The following is a 14971-nucleotide window of genomic DNA, read 5'->3' on the forward strand; positions in this document are numbered from 1 at the left end:
TCGCATGATGGCCTTGTGGAGAGGTCGCGGTGGCATCGGCGGCACCACACGAGGACCTCGGTGGTGCTGGGGATCCTGTTCCTGGCCCTGGCGCTGGTGCTCCTGCTGCTGAACCTCAATCTGCTGCTGCCGAAATCGACGCCCCGCCTGATAGCGCTGAACGTCGCGCAGCTCATGGCCACGGCGACCGGCATCGTGGGCCTGGTGAACGGGGGCGTGCAGTTCGTGTCCTGGTGGGTCAGGTCCAGGAGACCCTCACCGGCCCCCACCCGGAGCGATGTCGACAACGCCAAGGACGCCCTCGCCGGTCTCGTGGCCGAGCAGTGGAGGGACGAGACGATCCTGAGGTCGCTGGCGGACCCCGAGCCCATTCCGGTGCCGTGGCGGTCGACGGAGCACGCCGAGCTCATGGACCACCCCCGCATGATCGCCAAGGACTTCGTCAGCTTTCCCAGCCTGAACGCGGACCTCGCCGGCATGGCGGCCGACTTCCGCGCGCTGCGATGCCGTCGTCTGGTCATCATCGGGGGCCCGGGATCGGGCAAGACGACCCTCGCCGTGCAACTGCTGATGGAACTGCTACGGACGCGGCTCCCAGATGAGCCCGTTCCCGTGCTGCTGTCCGCGGCACGCTGGGACGCCGAGGTCCATCCCCGATTACAGGACTGGCTGGCCGACTGCCTCGCCGTCGACTACCCGGCGCTGACGGCGGACGAGTACGGTCCCGACGCCGCGAAGACGCTGACGGCGCGCGGCGAGGTCCTGCCGGTCCTCGACGGCCTGGACGAACTGCCGGGACAGGCACGGGCCGGGGTGCTCAAGGCGCTCAACCACTCGATGAGCGGCCGCGACCAGTTGATCCTGACCTGCCGTACGGAGCAGTTCGCCGAGTCCGTCGACCTGCTGGGAGACGTGCTGACCGCGGCGGCGGTCATCGAGCCGGGGGAGATCACCGCCGACACGGCCGCCGACTACCTCCAGGCGTGCCTGCCGCCCAGGCCGCACCCCGCCTGGCTCAACGTGCTGGACGCGCTGAGGAAGGGGAACGCGCCCGCCCTCGCCGAGGTGGCCGCGACCCCACTGGGGCTCTGGCTCGTCCGGTCCGCCTACGTCGTCACCCGCCAGGACCCCGCGCCGCTGCTCGAACTCGGGCGGGCGGACGCGGCCCGTCTCTACGACCACCTGTGCGAGCGGTTCATTCCCGCCCTCGTCGGCTCGCGTACCCCCGCCGCGGACGCCGACGAACCGTTCCGGCCCCGGCACGCCTGGGACCCGGAGCACGTGCGGCACTGGCTCGCCTACCTGTCGGGTCAGATCCTGACCGTCGGGGAGGACACGCGCAACGTCGCCTGGTGGCATCTCGCGCGGTACGCCTCCACGCGGGCGGTCCGGCTCGCGGTCAGTGTCGCCAGCGGAACCCTGGCGGGCATCCCGATCGCGGTGGTGACCCACACGCCGGCCGCCGGAGCGCTGATCGGCCTGGTGTCCGCGATCGCCGTGCTGGTCATGACGAGGTCGTGGTTCACCGAGCCGCCGGGTCATGCCGACTTCAAGGTGCGCGGCCGGCTGGCCACGCTCGGCCGCACGCTGGCGGAAGCCGTCGTGGCCGCCCTGCTGGGCGCGCTCGTGGGCGGACTGATGAGCCACAGGGTCGACGGTGCGCTCAAGATCGCGGTGCTGTCCGGGCTCACGTACCTGCTCACCGTGGGTCTGACCCGCTGGGTCGAGCATCCGACCAGCACCGCGACGGCGCGCTCTCCCCGGTCGACGTGGTGCGCCGACCGCAACCTCACGCTCATCCGGGCGCTGTGCGGGCTGGGTGTCGGCCTGATGGTCGGAGTCCTCAGCCATATGGCCGGATTGAGCACCCCGACCGCGCTCGTGGGAGGCCTGCTGCTCGGCTTGCTGTTCGGGCTCGTCCTCGGCAGCCACCACGCCTGGCTCGCCTACACGCTGACGATTCCGCGGCTCGCCAGGCGCGGACGGCTGCCGCTGCGCACCATGTGCTTCCTCGACGACGCCCACCGCCTGGGCCTGCTGCGCGCCGAGGGGCCGTTCTACCAGTTCCGCAACTTCGAGTTGCAGCGGCGCCTGGCGCGCGACCACACACCCGAGCGGAGGGACTCGCCATGACCGAACCGACCCGCTTCCCGGGCCGCGACCTGTGCGGGACGATGCTGGTGCACCGCAGGCTGCTCAACGAGAGCATGACCTATCGGGCGCGGCGTGCCGCGATCGAGACCCGGGCCCTGCGGTACGAGCAGGGGCGGCGTGGCCCCGTCCGGACCGAGGTGGTGACCATCCCGGTCGTCGTGCACGTGGTGCACGACCGGGCCGTGCCGGCCGACGACATCGCCGACGAACAGATCCACAGCCAGATCGAGGTGCTCAACCGGGACTTCCGCGCGGCGAATCCGGACGTGGCGAAGGTGCCGGACGTGTGGAAGGCCCTGGTGGCGGACGCCCGGGTGGAGTTCCGCCTGGCCACGCGCGGGCCCGACGGCGAGCCCGCGACGGGGATCGTGCGCGTCGCCACCGACCGGCACGACTTCACCGTGGACGACGCCGTGAAATCGGGGGCCACCGGAGGATCGGACCCGTGGCCGAGCGACGAGTACCTGAACCTGTGGGTGTGCCGGCTTCGCGGGGGCCTGCTCGGGTACGCCCAGTTTCCCGGCGGCCCGCCGCAGACCGACGGCGTCGTCATCCTCAACACGGCCTTCGGGACGACGGGCACGGCGGCCCACCCCTTCGACGGCGGCCGTACGGCGACCCACGAGATCGGCCACTGGCTGGACCTCTACCACATCTGGGGAGACGACGACGGCGCCTGCACGAGCGACGACAAGGTCGCCGACACGCCGAACCAGGCGGACGCGAACTACGGGCTGCCGGCTTTCCCCCGCGTCACCTGCGGCAACGGCCCGAACGGCGACATGTTCGTGAACTACATGGACTACACCGACGACGCCGGCATGTTCATGTTCACCCGGGGGCAGGCCGCGCGGATGAACGCCTGCCTTGAGGGCGTGCGGGCCTCTTTCCTCGTCTCGCCGGCGGCGAAGGAGGCACCCGCGAAAGAGGCACCCGCCACGGAGGAGCGCCTCACGCGGGCGATGCCGGAGATGTGGCATCCCAGCCACGACGGGGACGTGGAGCGGCTGCTCCAGGACAGCGAGCGGCTGACCACCGAGGTGCTGAACGACATCCGCGCCGCGATCGGCATGGTCGGCGGCCACCCGGACGGGTGAGCCCGTGACGGAACCGGACATCGGCATCGTGGGGGAGTGGCTGCACTCCTACGAGGAGGACACCGGCGACGCGGAGGTCTACCGCCCCGCGCGCCATCCGTTCCGGCCCTCTCGCCGTCCGCGCCGGGGCCTGGAGTTCCGGGCGGACGGCACGTTCGTCGAGCTCCGCCCCGGCCCCGCCGACCGCCCGCGGCCGGTGACGGGCCGCTGGCACGCGCGGGAGAGCGGCGTGCGCGTCGTCTTCCCCGAAGGCGGGCGCACCGACCTCACCGTGCTGTCCTGCCAGGGCGGCGTGCTGACGATCGCGAAGTGACGGGAGACGCCGTGGACATCGCCGACGAGGTCCGGAAGAAGGGCCTGCGCCACGCCAGGGCGGCAGCCGTACGGTATCGCCGCAGCGGCACGGTCCGGGACGAGGTGCGCCGCAGGCAGAGCGAGGGCGACGCCTTCCCCGACTCGCCGGACCTGCTCGCGGCCCGTGCCGCCCGGCTCGTCCAGCGTCAGGGAGTGCCGGTCGAGGCCGTGATCGACGCCACCCGGGGCGTCCGCCTGGACCGGCCCGCGATGCACGAGCGCATCCTCGGCGTCGCCAAGGACCTCCAGGCGTGGAGCTTCCTGCCGCGCGGGGCCCGGGCGGCCCGCACCGTCGCGAGGATCTCGGTGCGCGAGAACGGCCGGGAGCTGCCGATCGGCACCGGCTTCCTGGTCTCGCCCCGGCTGCTGCTGACCAACCACCACGTCCTCCCCTGCCCGGAGGCCGTACGGCAGGCGTTCGCCGAGTTCGACGCCCAGGTCGGCGTGGACAACACGCCCGAGGTGGCCAAGCGGTTCGCCCTCGATCCGGACGCGTTCTTCGTGGCCGACGAGGGCCTCGACTTCGCCCTCGTCCTGGTCGCTCCCGAGGCCGGCGGACGGCCGGCGGGGGAGATCTTCGGCTGGAACCGGCTCAGCGCGCAGCCGGGCAAGCTCGTCATCGGCGAGCCGGTGAACATCGTCGGCCATCCCGGGGGCCGGTTGAAGGAGATCTCCATCCGGGAGAACCGGCTGGAGGTCCGTCTGGACGACTTCCTGCAATACCAGACCGACACGGAGCCGGGCAGTTCGGGCTCGCCCGTGTTCAACGACCAGTGGGAGGTGACGGCGCTCCACCACGGCGGCGTGCCGAGGACCGACGACCAGGACCGCATCCTCCGTCGCGACGGCCAGGTCTGGCAGGCCGGTGACGGCGACGACGCCGTGGACTGGGTGTCCAACGAGGGCGTGCGCGTCAGCTCGATCCTGCGGCACCTGGTCACGCTGCGGTTCGACGGCGCGTGGACGGCGCTGCTCGCGGAGATGGGGCCGGAGTCGGGGCTCCTGGACGGCCGCGCCGCGGGATCGGCTCCCACCGCGTCACCCGTGACGGCGCCGGCGGAGCCGGTGGAGCCCGCGGCCACGCGGACGGTCACGCCCGGATCGTCAGAGGCCACCACGGTGTCTCCTGACGAGCCCGGCACGACGGGGCTCGCCGCGGACTCCGCGGCGTTCGGGGGCGCCCTGCACCTGGTGTTCCTGCATGGCCGAGGCCAGCAGGGACGCGACCCCGAGCACCTGCGCCGTTACTGGACGGCGGGCCTGAACGGCGGGCTGACCCGGGCGGGACTGCCCACGATCGCCCCGGGGGACGTCTGCTTCCCCTTCTACGGCGACCGGCTCGCCGAAGCCCTGCGGCCCTCCCGCCCCGCGCCGCACTCCCTTGAGGAGATCTTCGCCGACCCGGTCGACGCGGCGGCTCCCGTGCTCTACGGCACGAGACGGCTGTACGAGCAGCTGATCGTGGAGGCCGCGGCCAGGGCCGGGATACCCGGAACCCGGCCGACGGGCGGGGAACGGGCGGACCTGGTGCACGGTGGGTTGAGCTGGCTGGCGGCCGTCACCGACCTGGACCGGCTCGCCATCGCCGCGATCTTCGCGGACGTGGCCGCCTACCTGGGGGACGAACGGGTCCGGGAGGCCGTGCTGGACACGGTGCTGCGGGAGACGCCCCGCGGCCCGCTGGTGATCGTCAGCCACAGCCTGGGCACGGTCGTCGCGCTGGACCTGCTCATCCGCCTCGGCCCGGCCGTGAACGTCGGCCTGCTCGTCACCGCGGGCAGCCCGCTCGGCCTCGACACCGTGTACCGGCGCCTGCTCGCCGGCGGCCCGAAGCGTCCCGGCCAGGTGACCCACTGGTTCAACGCGTGGTGTCCCACCGACCCGGTCACCGTCGGATGCCCGCTCGACGACGATTGGCAGGGCGAACTCGTCGAGACCTGCGTCACCAACCCCTTGAGCCGGGTGCACGACGTGGAGGAGTACCTCGCGCACCCCGAGGTCGCACGCGAGATCGGCGCGGCCCTCCCCGCCGCGTACGCCCGAGGTCAGAAGGCGTAGCGGACCCGGCAGTACGGCAGCCTCTCGGCGATCAGGCCGGTGAGCGCGGTGACGTAGCGGCCCTTGTGGCCGGTCTTGTAACGGACGTTCCATCCGCCGGTCTGCGAGCGCTTGGGCTGCTGGAGGTCGGGACGCCACAGCACGTCCTCGGCCTTGGGATGCCAGCCGAGGTTGACCTCGTGCAGGCGGTCGTTGTGGGTGAGGAAGATGACCTCGGCGGCGAGCTGCGCGCGCGCCGCCGGGCCCAGCGCGTCGTCGAGCTGCCCGAGCAGCTCGGCCCAGTCCTCCAGCCAGCCGTCCCGTACGACGACGGGGCTGAAGTTGACGTGCACCTCGTATCCCGCCTCGACGAAGTCGTCGATGGCCGCGATGCGGTCGGCGACGGGCGAGGTGCGGATGTCCAGCAGCTTGGCGTCCGCGGCCGGCATCAGGCTGAACCGGACGCGCGTACGGCCTTGTGGGTCCCAGCCGAGCAGGTCGCGGTTGACGTACTTGGTCGCGAAGCTCGCCTTGGCGTTCGGCAGGTCGCGGAACAGGTCGACGAGGTCGCGCACGTTGTCCGAGACGGTCGCGTCCACCGAGCAGTCGGAGTTCTCGCCGATGTCGTACACCCAGGCGTGCGGGTCGATCTGGTTGGGCTCGGGCTTGACGCCCTGCCGTCCCGCGTGCCGGGCGAGGTAGCCCGTGATCTTGTCGATGTTCGCGAACACCGTGATCGGGTTGCTGTAGCCCTTGCGGCGCGGCACGTAGCAGTACGCGCAGGCCATCGCGCAGCCGTTCGCGGTGGAGGGCGCGATGAAGTCGCTCGACCGGCCGTTGGGCCGCGCGGTGAGCGACTTCTTGACGCCGAGGACCAGTGCCTCGGTCTTGATCCTGACCCAGCGGGAGACGTTCGACTCGTCCCCGTACAGCTCGGGGATCCGGTGGTGCGACTCGATCTCGACGCGCTCGGCGTCGGGGAACCGCTGGAGGATCTCCTTGCCGCGCGGCAGTCCGGCCGCGGCGGGCTCGACGTAGAGGCGGCGGATGTCCAGGAGCCGGTGGCCTTCGTTCACCTGGGTGTAACAACCTGGCGGTGGCGTGACTTCCCAGGTCAGGGGGCATGTGCGGGCTGGTCGACGGGGCACGCGTACGCCGTCCTCGCGGCCAGCGTCCAGGTGCGGACGGCGGTTCCGCAGCGGCGGCAGCGCTCGCGTTTGTAGACCCAGCGCTCGTCCGGCGCGTCCGGGTCGCTGACCACCTGCCCCGCGTCGCGGCCCAGCGCGAGATAGCGCACGGCGGTGTCCCAGAGCCGCCCCGCCGCCTCCGCGCCGATGCCGGCGGCGCGGGGATCGAGGCCCGTGAGGAAGAGCAGCTCCGCCCGCCAGGCGTTGCCGATCCCGGCCCACACCCGCTGGTCGAGCACGGCCGCGCCGACCGGGTCGGGGGCCGCGAGCAGGCGCCGTACGGCGTCCTCCCGGTCGGCGTCCCCGCGCAGGGGGTCGGGGCCGGTCGCGGCCCTGAGCGCGCGAAGCCTCCCCTCGTCGAGCGGTTCGCACCGCATCGGGGCGATCAGGTCGAACGCCACCTCGCCGGTGGCCAGGCGAAGCCGGGTGCCCCGGCGCGGCTCGGCCGAGGGGTCGTCGTACCGCAGGAAGAGGCCGCGCATGCCGAGGTGGACGTGGATGGGCGGGGCGCCCTCCAGCCAGTAGAGCAGGTGCTTGCCGAGAGCCTCCACGCGCTCGACGACCCTGGCGTCGTACGGTGCCGCGTCGAACCTGCCCTGGGGACTGGTGGCCCGGACCATGCGCCCGGCGAGCGCCTCGTGCTGCTCGCGTGCGTGACGATGGACCAGATGCCCTTCCGGCATGCCCTGGCCCTACCCGCCCCGCCTCCGAAGTCACCCCCGGTCGTCCCGCCGGAGAGCGGCGGGTGGCGGAAGGCGGGTGGCGGGTGACCAGCGCGAGCGGGATACCCCGCGAGTAGGATGCCACGGTCCGGAAAGACGTAGATCCACCTGGGAAAGGGCGGCACGTGGCGCAGAAGGTGATACTGGTTGACGACCTCGACCACTCCGAGGGCGACGACGTGGCGAGACGGGAGTTCCCGCTGCTGAACCGGACCTTCGCCATCGACCTGTGCGACGAGAACCACAAGCGACTGAACGAGGCGCTCGCCTTCGTCGAGGAAGTCCTGGAGAACGCCCGTGAGGTGAAGCAGGCGTCGCGCGCGAAGAAGGCGGCGGACGCGTCGCCGCGCCTGCGCGGTCACACGCTCACCGACGTCCGCGAGTGGGCCCGTGAGCAGGGGCTGGAGGTGCCCGCGCGCGGGAAGGTGCCCGACGAGATCCTCGAACGGTTCGTCGCGGCCCACCCCGGCGCCGCTCCGGAGGAGACCCCGGAGGAGCCGTCCGTTCGCAGCGCAGATTCGGACATTTCGGGATAAACGACGCATAAGTGGACTTCGGATGCCCCATTGCTCGCAATGGGGCATCAAATACGGTAAATCACCGTTTATCGGTCATTCGGTCTGGAAACCATGCAAGCGCGGGGTGATGGCGGCTTAACGGTCACTGAACGACATAGCTCTCTAAGAGTGGATGTCGTGCAATCAGGCAGTTGATCCTTTAGAGGGGGACACGAATGCCCAAGCTCAAGAAGGTCATCGCCGGATTCGCATTCTCCACCGCGCTCGCCGGTGGCGCTCTCGCACTGAGCGCCGCGGCCGCGGGCGCGGCGACCGCTCCAACCGAATACGGCTACTCGGGCCCGGCTGAAGAAGTCCTGTTCAACAACACCTTCGCGAACAGCTTCAACAACTGGCGCACCACCCCCCGCCGCAACCCGTGCGGCACCACCGAGTTCGGAGACGGCTACACCACAGTCGGGGTCAACAACACCTTCGACAACAGTTTCAACGACTGGCGCACCGCCTCCTTCGGTGGGGAGACGTGCGGCAGTGTCATTCCCTCGTGGAATGACTGCTGGTGGGACAACTGTCTCTGGGCCAACGCCGTCTGGGGATTCGACTGCGACAACAGCTGCTTCAGCGGCTGCCGCAACTAAACACCGGTGGAAGGTGCCCCTCCGCGGAGCGCGTGGAGGGGCACCTGCCGCCGGTCGTGCGGCGCCCCGGCACTCCGGCAGGGCGTGCGTCGGGCGCCGCGGTTCGGCGGGACCGCGTCGCGCGTACGTTCGGCTCCCTGCCGGGGGCCGAGGAGAACTATCGTGACCATCATGGATAACCCCCCCGAGCGTGGCGACTCGCAGACGTCGCACCTGCGTGCCTCGGACAGCAACAGGGAGCAGGTCGCCGCCCTGCTCGGCGAGGCTCTGAGCAACGGTCAGCTGAGTCACGAGGAGTACTCCGAGCGCCTGGACACCCTCTACCAGGTGAAGACCGTGGGAGAGCTCGACGTGCTCACCCACGACCTGCAGGTCGACCGGCGCCGTCCGGCCGCGACCCCGGTGTCCTACCATCCCGACGCGACCTCCGAGCCCGAGAGCGTCGTCGCCGTCTTCGGCGGCGCCGTACGCAAGGGCCGCTGGAGGGTACGGCGGAGGACCAAGGCGCTCGCCGTCTTCGGCGGGGTGCAGTTCGACCTCACCTCCGCCGAGTTCGAGGCGAAGGAGGTCGAGATCACGGTCAACGCGATCTTCGGCGGCGCCGAGATCATCGTGCCCGAGGGGGTCGAGCTGCGCTGCCACGGGACCGGCATCTTCGGCGGCTTCGACGTGCAGAACGGCCCGGACATCGATCCCTCCGCGCCGGTGGTCGTGGTGCGGGGCCTGGCGTTGTTCGGCGGGGTGAGCGGCAGGGCCGGGCGCAGGCGCGGCCGCTGAACCGCGCCTCTCCGGGAACGGCGGGCGGCCACGGGCCGTCCGCGACGGATCACCGCCTCCCGATGAGGCGGCGGTGATCCCGCCCGGACCCCGCCCGGATCTCGCCGGTGCGCTCGCCAGCGGTCTCGCCAGTGGTCTGGCCGGTGTGCTCACCGGCGGCCGAGGTCACCCTTGACGACCTTGCCCAGCCGGTTCTTGGGCAGCTCCGCCACGAAGCGCACCTGCCGGGGCCGCTTGTGGACGGACAACTGGGTGGCGACGAAGTTCACGAGCTCGTCGGCCGGGACCGCGTCCGCCACGACGTAGGCGTGGATCTGCTCCCCGAGATCGTCGTCGGGGGCGCCCACGACGGCGGCCTCGCGCACCGCCGGATGCGCCAGGAGAGCGTCCTCCACCTCGGCGGCGCTCACCTTGAAGCCGCCGGTCTTGATGAAGTCGGTCGACGCCCTGCCCATGATCCGGTGGACGCCGCCGGGCCCGACGACCGCCAGGTCGCCGGTGCGGAACCAGCCGTCGGCGGTCATCGAGGCCGCCGTGGCCTCCGGTGCGTTGGTGTATTCCGTGAACAGGCTCGGCCCCCGCACCTCCAGCTCGCCCAGGGCGGAGCCGTCGTGGGGCAGGAGGTCGCCGTCCTCCGCCACCAGCCGCGTCTCCACGCCGGGCAGGGCGGTCCCGACCCAGCCGGGCGTCTGGTCCTCTCCCGCCCGGCCGCTGAGCGTGACCAGGGTCTCGGTCATCCCGTACCGGTTGAGCAGGGCGTGCCCGGTGAGGGCCCGTACGTTCTCGAACAGGGCAGGCCGGAGCGGAGCGCTGCCGGAGACCAGCAGCCTGGCGCCGCGCAGGGCCCGCGCGGACTCCGGGTCGTCGCAGACCCGCGACCACACGGTGGGGACCCCGAAGTAGACCGTCCCCGGCGCCCCGGCGTACGCGCGCGGGGCCGGCCGTCCCGTGTGCACCAGCGCCGAGCCGGTGTGGAAGGCGCCGAGCACGCCGAGGATCAGGCCGTGGACGTGGAACAGCGGCAGCCCGTGGACCAGCGTGTCCTCCTCCGTCCACGCCCACGCCTCGGCGAGCGCGCCGAGGTTGGCCGTGATGGCGCCGTGTGAGATCCGCACGCCTTTCGGGCGGCCCGTCGTGCCGCTGGTGTAGAGCACCAGAGCGGTGGAGCCGGGGTCCGGGCCGGGGAAGGAGGTCTCCGGGCCCGCGACGTCGTCCACGGGGACGACGGGGACGCCGAGGGCGCCCGGGTCCTCCAGCGCGCCCTTCGCCGCCAGCATGAGCGCGGGAGCCGAGTCGCGGAGGATGTGGTCGCGCTCCATGGGCCCGGCGTCGGGGGGCACCGGGACGACCGGGACGTTCGCGAGCAGTCCCGCGACCACCGCGATCACGGTGTCCATCGTCGGCGTGGCGTGGACGGCGACCGCGGAGGCGCCCGCGATCCCGCCGGCCACGGCGCTCGCGGCGCGCAGCAGCTCGGCCGGCGCCAGTGCGTCGTCCCCGAGCCGTACGGCGGCGGCGCCGTCTCTTCCGGCCGCCTGTCGAAGTCCTTCCAGCATGGCCTGCGTCACCTTTCGTCGGTACTTCGAGGGTGGCACGGAAGGCATGCGCCGGGCGGAGTGCCGTACTGCCGAGGGCGACCGCGCGTCCGCGCGTTCACCGGGATCGTGCCAGTAGTGGGACGGAGGGCCGGAGCCGGGCCGCTGCCGCTGCCGCTCGTGGATTCGCGCCCGCTCCGATCCGCCGGCAGCGGCAGTATAGGCGGCCTCCTCCCGCGCGCCGGGCATGGCGGCCTCCCGGCGTGCCCGGCGTATTCTCGCGCCGGGCAGCCGGAGGCCGGCCCTCCCGCGAAGGCGAGGGCCGGCCGTATGGGCTGATCAGGACCCGGACGGGGCCGGGGCGTCGGTGGGCGTCGGCTCAGGGGTGGGAGACACGGTGTCGGAAGGCGTCTCCGCCGGGGCGCTCGGGGTGGTCGGGGCGGTCGGGGTGTCGGTCGGCGCCGTGGGCGTCACCGTCGGCGTCGGGCAGGGCTGGGGAGTGCGCCAGGCGGGCTTGCCGGAGCGCCAGTGCGGGAAGTACGGCGAGCTCTTGCCGAGGTTCCACAGCTTCTTGCTCGGCCGGGAGAGATCGAAGACGTAGGCGGCCGCCGCGGTCTCCCCCTGAGAGGCGGCGGGTGACGGTTCGGTCTTCGGCGCGACGGTGTCCGCCTGCCCCGGCACGGCGGGGGCCGCCGGAGCCGTCGACGTCTGCGGATCGGGCGTGGGCGTTTCCCCGGGGGGAGCCGGTGTGCTCTCGGGCGGCGTGGGCGTCGCCTCCGGGGGAGTGGGGGTGGTTTCGGGAGGAATCGGTGTGCTCTCGGGTGGTGTGGGGGTCTCCTCGGGAGGTGTGGGCGTGCTTTCCGGGGGAGTGGGCGTGGCTTCGGGCGGGGTCTGCGGAGCGGGCTCCGCGGCGACCACGGAGACCCAGGCGTCCTGCCGGATCTCGCCGCCGCGGCGGCCGCTGAACACCCGCGTCGAGTCGTCGACGGAGTACGACCGCTCGAAGCCGTCCTGGCTCCGGATGGTGACCGAGCCATCGGCCACGGCGACGGCCTGCCCGGTCTGGGTGAACACCGTGAGGGTGTCGCACCTGTTCTTGGCCGGCACGACCATCTGGCCGTGCAGCACGCCGAGGAACGGGCCCACCAGGGGCACCTCGGTGGTGGTCTCGGCCGGGAGGTCCACCGGCGTGGGGGTGATCGTCACGGTGGTCGTCACCACGGGCTCCGGAGCGTCGGCCGGCGGGGTGACGGGAGCGGCGGAGGCCGCCGCCACTCCGACGCCGCCGGTCGCGGTCAGCACGAACGCGGTGGCGAGGATCATGGGGTGGGAGATGCGCCTGCGTGGTCCGCCCGGGCCGGACGATTGTCCTTCCTTCGGGCGGCGGGGGTTGGTCGGCGTCACCGTTCCTCCATATCGTGCGGTGTGATGGTTTCCGCCGGACTGGCGGCGGCCGGAGCGCGTTGCTCCGCTACCCGACAGTGGCGATCGTTATATTTGTTGTCAAACCGTGTCTCTTCCGTGGGTTTGTGGAGACCTTTCCCATCTAGCCCGAATCCATGCGGGCCGATCTGCGGCCGGGCGGCCGACCGACGGCTTTTGGGCAGGTCGGAAGGGTGGAAAGCGAAGTGAAAAATCTTCGGACGGCTCTCTCGCCCGGTCACGACTCCGGTGACGCGCCGGCCAGGCGCGCGTACGGCCCGCCCGCCCGCAGCAGGTCGGCGTGACCGCCGGCCTCCACGACCCGGCCGGCCTCCAGCACCAGGATGAGATCGGCGTCCAGCACCGTGCTCAACCGGTGCGCGATGACGACGCGCGTCATGTCCAGCCTGGCGAGGTTGGCCTCGATCGCCGCCTCCGTCGCCGTGTCGAGGTGGCTGGTGGCCTCGTCCAGGAGCAGCAGCCTCGGCCTGGACAGCAGGGCCCTGGCCAGGGCGATCCGCTGCCGCTGCCCTCCGGACAGGCCGCCCCCCTCGGCGAGCAGGGTGCCGTACCCCATCGGCATGGCCGTGATGTCGTCGTGCACGCAGGCGAGGCGGGCCGCCTCGGCGATCTCCTCGGCCGACGCGCCCGGGGCGTTCAGCGCGATGTTCTCGGCGATCGTGCCGGTGAACAGCACGGGTTCCTGCGGCACCACCGCGAACTGGCGGCGCAGCGCGCCCGGGTCGAAACGGGAGGCGGGGACGCCGTCGTAGCGGATCTCGCCCTCGGCCGGGGCGAAGAGCCCGAGCAGCACCCGGGCCAAGGTGGTCTTGCCCGAGCCCGACCGGCCCACCAGGGCGACCTTCCGGCCCGCCGGCACCTCCACGCTGACGTCCCGCACCACCCAGGGCGCCTCCGCCGTGTACCGGAAGCCCACGCCCTCCGCGCTGAGGCGGCCGCTCACCTCGGTGGTCACCGCGTCCGAGGGGACCGCCTCCGCCTCGGCCTCCCAGACGTCGGCCAGGCGGTCCACGTACGGCCGGGCCGCCTGGAGCGACTGCAGGCCGCTGATCAGCGAGGACAGCAGGGAGAGCGCGACGGCCGCGAGGGCCTGCAGCGCGAGCATCTCTCCCAGGGACATCTCTCCGCCGACGACCTGCCGCGCCCCGACCCAGACCAGGACCAGCGGGGCCGTGAACCTGATCGCGTCGAACACCGCCTGCTGCAGGCCCTGGGCCCGGCTGCTGCGCCCGGCCCGGCCGACGTACACCGCGAGCAGCTTCGTCCACCGGCTCCGGACGCGGGGTTCGGAGCCCGAGGCCTTGATGCTCTCGATGCCCCGCACCACCTCCACGAGCCGGCCCTGGACGTCGCTGCGCGTGTCCGCCTCGCGGCGGGCCAGGTCGCTCACGTGCCGCCGGGTGGCCAGCAGCAGGGCGACCTGGGCCGCCGCGAAGGCCAGCAGGCAGGCGCCGGTCAGTGGGCTGCGTACGGCCACCGTGACCAGGTATCCGAGCGCCAGCGGGCCGTCGAAGACCGCGAGGAGGGCCTGGCCGATCACGATCTCCCTGATCAGCACGGTGCCCATGACCTTGTTGGACAGGTCCACCGACGTCCGCCCGGCGAAGAACCGGAACGGCGCCGCGAGCAGGCGGGTCGCGGTGATCTCCAGCAGGTCGGCGTCCGCGCGGACGCGCAGGGCCGCGAGCGTGAACGCCCGCAGCACCCCGACCGCCGTGTGCGCGGCGAAGACCGCGAGCAGGCCCGCGCCGAGGGCGGTGATCAGGTCCCGTTCGCCCGAGAGGACCACCCGGTCGACGATCAGACCGGTCAGGGCGGGCAGGACGAGCCCGAACGCCTGCGTCAGGACGCTGAGCAGGGCCAGCAGGGCGACCAGGGACCGCCGCGCGGCGAACGCCGTACGGAGGAACCGAAGCCACGAGCGGCTCCGCGCGTTCCCGAACCGTCCCCGAGCGAACTCCGGCCCCGGTTCGAAGAGGAGCACCACTCCGCTGAAGGACTCGGCGAACTCCTCGTCGCTGATCCGGTGGCGCCCGGAACCCGGATCAGCGATGGTGACGCGCCCGCGCCCGAGGGCCTCGACGACGACGAAGTGGCGCGACTCCCAGTGGGCCACGGCGGGCAGGGGGACCTGCCGGATCCCGTCCGCGGGCAGCGAGAAGGCACGTGCGGTGAGGCCTCGCCGGCGTGCCGCCCGGATGAGTGAGAGAGCGTTCCCGCCGTCGCGCCCGATCCCCATCTCGTCCGCGAGCGCGCGGACCGTGGTGTGGTGACCGTGCGCTCCGAGGACCATGGCGAGGCAGGCGGCGCCGCACTCGGTCATGGAGTCCTGGAACAGCAGCGGCACCCTCGTGCGATTGAACCTCATGGTTCCCGCAGTGTTCCGTCGCCCACTGCGCGGAGACTTGGATCATCCGGCGTGGGAACGGGCCGCGGGGGCCCGGTTTCCGCGCCGCGGGGAGGCGGCGAGAAGGCCGGGCCCTCCCCCCGGCCTGCGGTTGCAGCGGTG

12 protein-coding genes are annotated in these 14971 nt (G+C 72.4%); 7 read left to right on the forward strand and 5 right to left on the reverse strand.

The genetic code is table 11. From position 1 onward, the window contains the following. Nucleotides 1-15: 15 nt before the first annotated feature. Genes HHX37_RS21990 through HHX37_RS22005 form a run of 4 tightly spaced genes read left to right on the forward strand, consistent with a single transcriptional unit; the run spans nt 16 to nt 5663 of the window. Complete coding sequence (locus HHX37_RS21990; RefSeq protein ID WP_182886576.1) at nt 16-2133, forward strand: NACHT domain-containing protein; 2118 nt, start codon at nt 16-18, stop codon at nt 2131-2133. After that, nucleotides 2130-3251, forward strand: coding sequence for a zinc metalloprotease (locus HHX37_RS21995; protein WP_220499829.1), 1122 nt, complete (start codon nt 2130-2132; stop codon nt 3249-3251). The genes HHX37_RS21990 and HHX37_RS21995 overlap by 4 nt, the downstream gene beginning before the upstream one ends. A gap of 4 nt (nt 3252-3255) precedes the next feature. After that, nucleotides 3256-3564 (forward strand): hypothetical protein, encoded by a 309-nt coding sequence (locus HHX37_RS22000; protein WP_182883536.1) that lies wholly within the window; start codon nt 3256-3258, stop codon nt 3562-3564. After that, on the forward strand, nt 3561-5663 hold the full coding sequence (locus HHX37_RS22005) for a serine protease (protein WP_310740471.1): 2103 nt from the start codon (nt 3561-3563) through the stop codon (nt 5661-5663). The genes HHX37_RS22000 and HHX37_RS22005 overlap by 4 nt, the downstream gene beginning before the upstream one ends. On the opposite strand, the gene HHX37_RS22010 is transcribed toward HHX37_RS22005, so the two are convergent. Together HHX37_RS22010 and HHX37_RS22015 are read right to left on the reverse strand one after the other, a co-directional pair. Next, on the reverse strand, nt 5651-6718 hold the full coding sequence (locus HHX37_RS22010; RefSeq protein ID WP_182886577.1) for a spore photoproduct lyase family protein: 1068 nt from the start codon (nt 6716-6718) through the stop codon (nt 5651-5653). The two genes, HHX37_RS22005 and HHX37_RS22010, sit on opposite strands and share 13 nt — an antisense overlap. A gap of 38 nt (nt 6719-6756) precedes the next feature. After that, nucleotides 6757-7512, reverse strand: coding sequence for a DNA-formamidopyrimidine glycosylase family protein (locus HHX37_RS22015; protein ID WP_182886578.1), 756 nt, complete (start codon nt 7510-7512; stop codon nt 6757-6759). Between the two features lie 164 nt (nt 7513-7676). Between HHX37_RS22015 and HHX37_RS22020 the strand changes: the two genes are divergently transcribed. The 3 genes from HHX37_RS22020 to HHX37_RS22030 all read left to right on the forward strand — a co-directional run bounded on the left by HHX37_RS22020 (nt 7677) and on the right by HHX37_RS22030 (nt 9484). Next, nucleotides 7677-8087, forward strand: a complete 411-nt coding sequence (locus HHX37_RS22020) for a histone-like nucleoid-structuring protein Lsr2 (RefSeq protein WP_182883534.1) — start codon at nt 7677-7679, stop codon at nt 8085-8087. Nucleotides 8088-8284: 197 nt separating this feature from the next. Further along, a complete protein-coding gene (locus tag HHX37_RS22025) occupies nt 8285-8707 on the forward strand; it encodes a hypothetical protein (RefSeq protein WP_182886579.1) in 423 nt (140 codons plus the stop codon). A 171-nt stretch (nt 8708-8878) separates the two neighbouring features. Beyond that, a complete protein-coding gene (locus HHX37_RS22030) occupies nt 8879-9484 on the forward strand; it encodes a DUF1707 SHOCT-like domain-containing protein (RefSeq protein WP_182883604.1) in 606 nt (201 codons plus the stop codon). A gap of 149 nt (nt 9485-9633) precedes the next feature. On the opposite strand, the gene HHX37_RS22035 is transcribed toward HHX37_RS22030, so the two are convergent. The 3 genes from HHX37_RS22035 to HHX37_RS22045 all read right to left on the reverse strand — a co-directional run bounded on the left by HHX37_RS22035 (nt 9634) and on the right by HHX37_RS22045 (nt 14830). Next, nucleotides 9634-11040, reverse strand: coding sequence for an AMP-binding protein (locus HHX37_RS22035; protein WP_182886580.1), 1407 nt, complete (start codon nt 11038-11040; stop codon nt 9634-9636). Nucleotides 11041-11358: 318 nt separating this feature from the next. Further along, nucleotides 11359-12423, reverse strand: a complete 1065-nt coding sequence (locus HHX37_RS37840) for a hypothetical protein (RefSeq protein ID WP_182886581.1) — start codon at nt 12421-12423, stop codon at nt 11359-11361. A gap of 256 nt (nt 12424-12679) precedes the next feature. Continuing rightward, nucleotides 12680-14830, reverse strand: coding sequence for a peptidase domain-containing ABC transporter (locus tag HHX37_RS22045; RefSeq protein ID WP_182886582.1), 2151 nt, complete (start codon nt 14828-14830; stop codon nt 12680-12682). Nucleotides 14831-14971: the final 141 nt, after the last annotated feature.

Origin of the sequence: Microbispora sp. H10885 (genome assembly GCF_014161415.1) — a bacterium.
Taxonomy (GTDB): domain Bacteria; phylum Actinomycetota; class Actinomycetes; order Streptosporangiales; family Streptosporangiaceae; genus Microbispora; species Microbispora triticiradicis.